Annotated in this window: 5 protein-coding genes; 4 read left to right on the forward strand and 1 reads right to left on the reverse strand. The window is 65.0% G+C overall.

Translation table 11 applies throughout. The annotated features are described in order from the left end of the window. Positions 1–145 (reverse strand): NTP transferase domain-containing protein (locus ACLP4W_RS18380; RefSeq protein ID WP_442383804.1); only part of this gene is annotated, 145 nt, incomplete at its 3' end. Between the two features lie 289 nt (positions 146–434). On the opposite strand from ACLP4W_RS18380, the gene rfbG reads away from it, so the two are divergent. From rfbG to ACLP4W_RS18400, 4 genes are all read left to right on the forward strand, one after another. Continuing rightward, a complete protein-coding gene (gene rfbG, locus ACLP4W_RS18385) occupies positions 435–1,454 on the forward strand; it encodes a CDP-glucose 4,6-dehydratase (RefSeq protein WP_442388330.1) in 1,020 nt (339 codons plus the stop codon). 159 nt (positions 1,455–1,613) lie between these two features. Further along, the gene (locus ACLP4W_RS18390) at positions 1,614–2,849 is read left to right on the forward strand and encodes a glycosyltransferase family 2 protein (RefSeq protein WP_442388332.1); all 1,236 of its coding nucleotides are present in this window, start codon (positions 1,614–1,616) and stop codon (positions 2,847–2,849) included. Then, the gene (locus ACLP4W_RS18395; RefSeq protein ID WP_442388334.1) at positions 2,837–4,165 is read left to right on the forward strand and encodes a UDP-glucose dehydrogenase family protein; all 1,329 of its coding nucleotides are present in this window, start codon (positions 2,837–2,839) and stop codon (positions 4,163–4,165) included. Before ACLP4W_RS18390 ends, ACLP4W_RS18395 begins: the two co-directional genes overlap by 13 nt. A 16-nt stretch (positions 4,166–4,181) precedes the next feature. Continuing rightward, complete coding sequence (locus ACLP4W_RS18400; protein WP_442388336.1) at positions 4,182–5,321, forward strand: UDP-glucuronic acid decarboxylase family protein; 1,140 nt, start codon at positions 4,182–4,184, stop codon at positions 5,319–5,321. The last annotated feature ends 239 nt before the right edge of the window (positions 5,322–5,560 follow it).

Genomic DNA, 5,560 nt, shown 5'->3' on the forward strand with positions numbered 1-5,560 from the left:
AGTCGGAAAGGCCGTAGTGGCCAAGGATTTTCATGATGTGCCACAGCACCGGCCGGCCACCCACCTCGACCATCGGCTTGGGGCGAAACTCGGTTTCCTCCCGCATGCGGGTGCCCAGACCACCCGCGAGGAGCACGGCTTTCATGACGGGTCGTCCGATCTGGAGGGTGCCGGGGTGGGTGCGGTGGTCATGGTCAGCTGCCAATCTGTTGGTGAGGTGCTGGTTGTGCCGCTGGTGGCCTGGTCGCGCTCGGTAAGGAAACCCGGCGGCGGCCGATTCGGGGAGTATCCTGCCGCTCTGCGGTAATATCAGTCAATGCCATATCCTGTACCTTCCTGGGGTAGGCTATCACATACTTTATGAATGCATAGGTCGGATTTCAGCGACTTATGGTTTACTGAGCTGAGTGTCAGCCATCACGTGAGGAGATTTCGTGCACTACCTGGTCACCGGGCATACCGGGTTCAAAGGGTCCTGGCTGACGCTGCTGCTGCTGAGCCGCGGGCACCGGGTGTCGGGTCTGGCCGCCGTGGATCCGCCCGCGGGCGGCCTGTTCACCCGGGCGGGGCTCGCCGATGAGCTTGTCTGCGACTTTCGGGTGGACATCCGCGACGCCGAGGACACCGCGGCAGCGGTGAAGGCGGCGGCTCCGGATGTGGTGGTGCACATGGCCGCCCAGCCGTTGGTCCGCGAGTCCTATCGCAAGCCGCGCGACACCTACGAGATCAACGCCATGGGCACGCTGAGCATGCTGGAGGCCGTCTCGGCCACCCCGTCGGTGCGCGCGCACGTCGTGGTGACCACCGACAAGGTCTACCGCAACAACGACCAGGAGGCCGGTTACCGTGAAACCGACCCGCTCGGTGGCGCCGATCCCTACAGCGCATCCAAGGCGATGGCCGATCTGCTGGTCCAGTCCTGGACGCGCAGCTTCCCCGGCGCTCCCACCGCAACTGCCCGCGCCGGCAACGTCATCGGCGGCGGCGACGTCAGTCGTGACCGGCTGCTGCCCGACCTGACGGGCGCCTTTGCGCGCGGCCAGGCGCCGCGGTTGCGGTTCCCGCGCGCGGTGCGGCCCTGGCAGCACGTGCTGGACTGCCTCAACGGCTACCTCACCATTGCCGACGCGCTCTTGGCCGGCTCCGGGGTGGGCCAGTGGAACATCGGGCCGGGCCGCGACAGCTTCGTCGAGGTCGGCCAGGTGGCCACGCTGGCCGCCGAGCTGTGGGGCGGCGGCGCGCACTGGGACCTCGACGGCGAGAACCACCCCCACGAGGCCAACCTGCTGGCCCTGGACACCTCCAAGACGCAGCGCGAACTGGGCTGGCACAGCCGGCTCGGCTTCCGCGACGCGGTGGCCTGGACGGTCGACTGGGAACGGCGCGTGCACCAGGGCGCCGACGTACTCACGGTGACCAACGAGCAGATCGACGCATTCGAAAGCCTGCCGTGACCGACTTCGACCTGCCACCCCAATCGGGGCCGCCAGGGCCGCCGATCCGGCCCGTGCACCACCAGCGCGCGGCATTGCCGGTGGTCGGGGTAATCAACACGGTCATCGCGTAAGGGATCATCGTGGTCACTGCCCTATCGCCGAGTCCACGGCCCCACCGTGCGTGACATCCAGCGTGGCCAACTGCGCGCCCCGGCGTGGGTGATCGACATCGACGTCGCGCGCAGCTACGGCGACGAAGCCGTGGATACCACCCGGTTTGCCGCGGCGTGGTGCCTGGTGCGCAGAAACGGTCTTCCGGTGGCGACGCGGTTCTTAGACATCCAAGCCGACTCGTCGATCGCCCTGGTCGACCTGCGTGACCGCTTTGCCGCACTGAGCCTCCCGCCGCCGATCGAAACCTCGGCCGGCCTCGACGCATCACTTACGGTGGTGATCTGCACCCGCGACCGGCCCGAAGGCCTGTTGCAGACCCTGGCCAGCCTGGCCCGCCAGTCCGATTCGGGCTTTGAGGTGTTGGTTGTCGACAACTCCCACGACGGCGCGGTGGCCCGCACACTGGTCGGCTTCAAAGGCCTGCGGATGCGGTGTTGCCACGAGCCGACACCAGGCCTGTCACGTGCCCGCAACCGCGGACTGTCCCAGGTGCACACCGAGCTCATCGCCTGGATCGACGATGACGAAGTGGCCGACCCGGACTGGATCGCCTGGATCAAGCGAGGATTCGCTTGCCCGCAGCGACCCGACGCCGTGGCAGGAGTGATGCTGCCCGCCGAGTTGGAAACCGACGCCCAGGTCAACTTCGAACGCTACGGCGGGTTCAACAAGGGCCGCGGCGTCGAGCCGGTTGCGCTACTTGCGGGCACACCCTCGGTATTCGATCCCCTCTACCCACTGCCCAACTTCGGCGCCGGCGGCAACATGGCCTTCCGGACCGACAGGCTGCGCGCCATCGGCGGCTTCGACAATCGGCTCGGCCCCGGGACCTTAACCCTTAACGGCGAGGAGACGCGAGCTCTTTCGCTCCTGCTCGAGAACGGCTCGATGATCCTGCATTGGCCACCGGCCATCACCTGGCACTACCACCGCCGCACCGACGAGGCCCTGGAAAAGCAGTTCTTCGGGTACTCCGCGGGCCTCACGGCGTTCTACATGAGCCTGATCCTGACATCGCCGAAATACCTCTGGCGGATCCTCAGGTTCGTCCCACGCGGGGCAAAACGAATGCTGGCCAATCGCGGCTCCGGGCCGCCGGATTTGCCGACCGGGGGCGTCCCGGAAAATCTATTGCGGGCGGGCAGAAAAGGCCTCCTCCAGGGCGCCTGGCTCTACCTGCGCGAAGCCCGGCGTCAACGCCGCACCGAACCCGTCCACCCAGAGCCGTGGCCGACGTGAAAATTTCGGTAATCGGATGCGGCTACGTCGGCCTTGTGACGGGTGCTTGCCTGGCGGACAGCGGCAATGACGTGGTCTGCGTCGATATCGACCAGGCCAAGGTAGCCCAGCTTCTCGCGGGAGGGGTCCCCATCTATGAGCCCGGCCTGGCCGAGCTGATCGAAAGGAACCGCGAGAACGGGTGCATCGACTTCACGACCGACAGGCGCCGCGGGGTCGAGCACGGAGACGTGATATTCATCGCCGTCGCGACGCCCATGAGCGAGAGCGGCGAGGCCGATCTCTCCTACGTCTATTCCGCGGCCGATGACATCGGGTCGCACATGGATCGCTACAAGGTCGTGGTTGACAAGTCGACCGTCCCGGTCGGCACGGCCGACGAGGTTCGAGCGATCATCCGCAAGAAGGCCAAGCACGAGTTCGACGTCGTGTCCAACCCCGAATTCTTGAAGGAGGGCACGGCGATCGCCGACTTCATGAAGCCCGACCGCGTGGTGATCGGCGGCGACTCCAAGCGCGCCCTTGACATCATGCGAGAGGTCTACGAGCCGTTCCTGCGCACCTTCAATCCCTTGATCACCATGGACGTCAGGAGCGCCGAGATGGCGAAATACGCGGCCAACTGCTTCCTTGCGACCAAGATTTCCTTCATTAACGAGATGTCGAACCTGTGCGAAAAGGCCGGCGCTGATATTTCGGCCGTGCGGGAGGCCATCGGTGCGGACAGGCGCATTCGCTATGAATTCCTGTTTCCCGGGGTGGGCTATGGTGGCTCCTGCTTGCCGAAAGACGTTCAGGCGCTTATACACACGGCCGCCTGCCTGGGCTCAGACATGCGTCTGCTGCGTGCGGTCGACCAAGTCAACAGCGGGCAAAGAGCCGTCCTCGTATCCAAGATCCTCGACTATTTCGGGGGCCGCCAGGGGCCCGCGACGAATCTGGACGGCCTGCGCTTCGGGCTCTGGGGCCTCAGCTTCAAGCCCCAGACCGACGATATGCGCGAGGCCCCGTCCATCGTCACCGCGAGGAGGCTGGTCGAGCTCGGGGCGACAGTGCGGGCCTATGATCCCGAGGCGACAGCGCAGGCGAAGGAGGTGCTCGGGGACTCGATCGAGTACGCCGGGAGCATGTACGAGGCGGTCGATGGCGCCGACGCGCTGCTCCTCGTCACCGAGTGGAAACAGTTCCAGCGGCCATCGTGGCAGCGCCTCAAGTCGGTAATGCGAGGCTTCGTCGTGTTCGATGGCCGAAACATCTACGAGCCAAAGCGCGTGCGGGCCGAGGGTTTTGAGTACTACGGCATGGGCCGGAACTAGGACTTAGGAGAAGAACATGAGAGCCCTCGTCGCTGGCGCCGCCGGCTTCCTCGGATCCCACCTTTGCGACCGTCTTCGCCGCGACGGCATCGAGGTTCTCGGGCTCGACAACTTCTATGCCGGCAGTCGCGAGAACATCAGTCACCTCGAGGGTGACCCGGGCTTCGATTTCTTCGAGCACGACATCACGCGGCCAATAGACGTGGTTGCGGTGGGCCCGCTGGACGTCATCTTCAACATGGCCTGTCCAGCGGCGCCGCTCACCTATCAACGCGATCCGCTGTTCACCCTCGAGACGAACTACGGCGGGGTGAGGAATCTACTCGAATTGGCGCGCGAGAAGGGAGCGACAATACTTCAGTCCTCCACCAGCGAGGTCTATGGGGATCCCACAGTCCATCCCCAGGTCGAGAGCTATTGGGGCAACGTCAACTGCTTCGGCGTGCGGAGCTGCTATGACGAGGGCAAGCGAATCGCGGAGACGCTGATGCTGGAGTACGCGCGTCGCTACGGGGTCCGAATCAAAGTCGTCCGCATCTTCAACACCTACGGCCCAAGGATGGACCCCGAGGACGGCCGAATCATCGCCACTTTCATCGTCCAGGCACTGCGGGGTGAACCGATCACCGTATTTGGGGATGGCAGCCAGACCCGTTCCTTCTGCTACGTCGACGACCTCGTCGACGGACTCGTGAAGATGGCCGCGAGCGACCCCTCATTCATTGGACCCATCAACCTTGGCAGCACGGCTGAATTTACCGCCGAAGAGACGGCGAGCCTCATTAAGGAAATGACCGGATCCCCCTCGCCGACCGTCCACAAGAGCCTGCCTCCGGACGATCCGAGGCAGCGCAAGCCAGACATCAGCCTCGCCGAATCCAAGCTCGGTTGGCGCCCCCAGGTCCCATTCGAGCAGGGGGTCGCGCGGACTATCGAGTACTTCAGAGGCATGACCGCATCAAGTTCTCCGTACTCCCCAGGGTCACCGCAAGGACGGGACTGTGACAACGACGTCCCCAACCATCTTCATCAACTTCAACCGGCCGGACACCACGAGGCAAGCGAACCGTTCGCTGACCCCCAGCAGCCGCTGCAGATGATGAACGGCTGCCGCCGGCGTTCCGGGCTTAAAAGTTTCCCTTCGCGATCTCCTTGAGCGCGGCCTTCTCCAGCTCGGCAGGATGTTACGATCCCGATTCGCCCAGGCCGGGCCATGCTTTGGGCCATCATCTGCTGAGGAGTTCGATTTGGCTGACGGCGACCTGAGTGCGCGCGAGGCCGAACGCGTGATGTGGGACGTGATCGTCGTGGGTACCGGCATGGGCGGCGGGATGCTGGGCTACCGGCTGGCCCGCTCAGGCCGGCGGGTGCTGTTCGTCGAGAAGGGGCGCTCGA

It is taken from the genome of Mycobacterium sp. (assembly GCF_052145595.1).
In the GTDB taxonomy this organism is placed as follows: Bacteria; Actinomycetota; Actinomycetes; order Mycobacteriales; family Mycobacteriaceae; genus Mycobacterium.

Coding starts and splice junctions, on each gene's coding strand:
- ACLP4W_RS18400 (WP_442388336.1), top strand. CDS start 4,182: ATGAGAGCCCTCGTCGCTGGCGCCGCCGGCTTCCTCGGATCCCACCTT.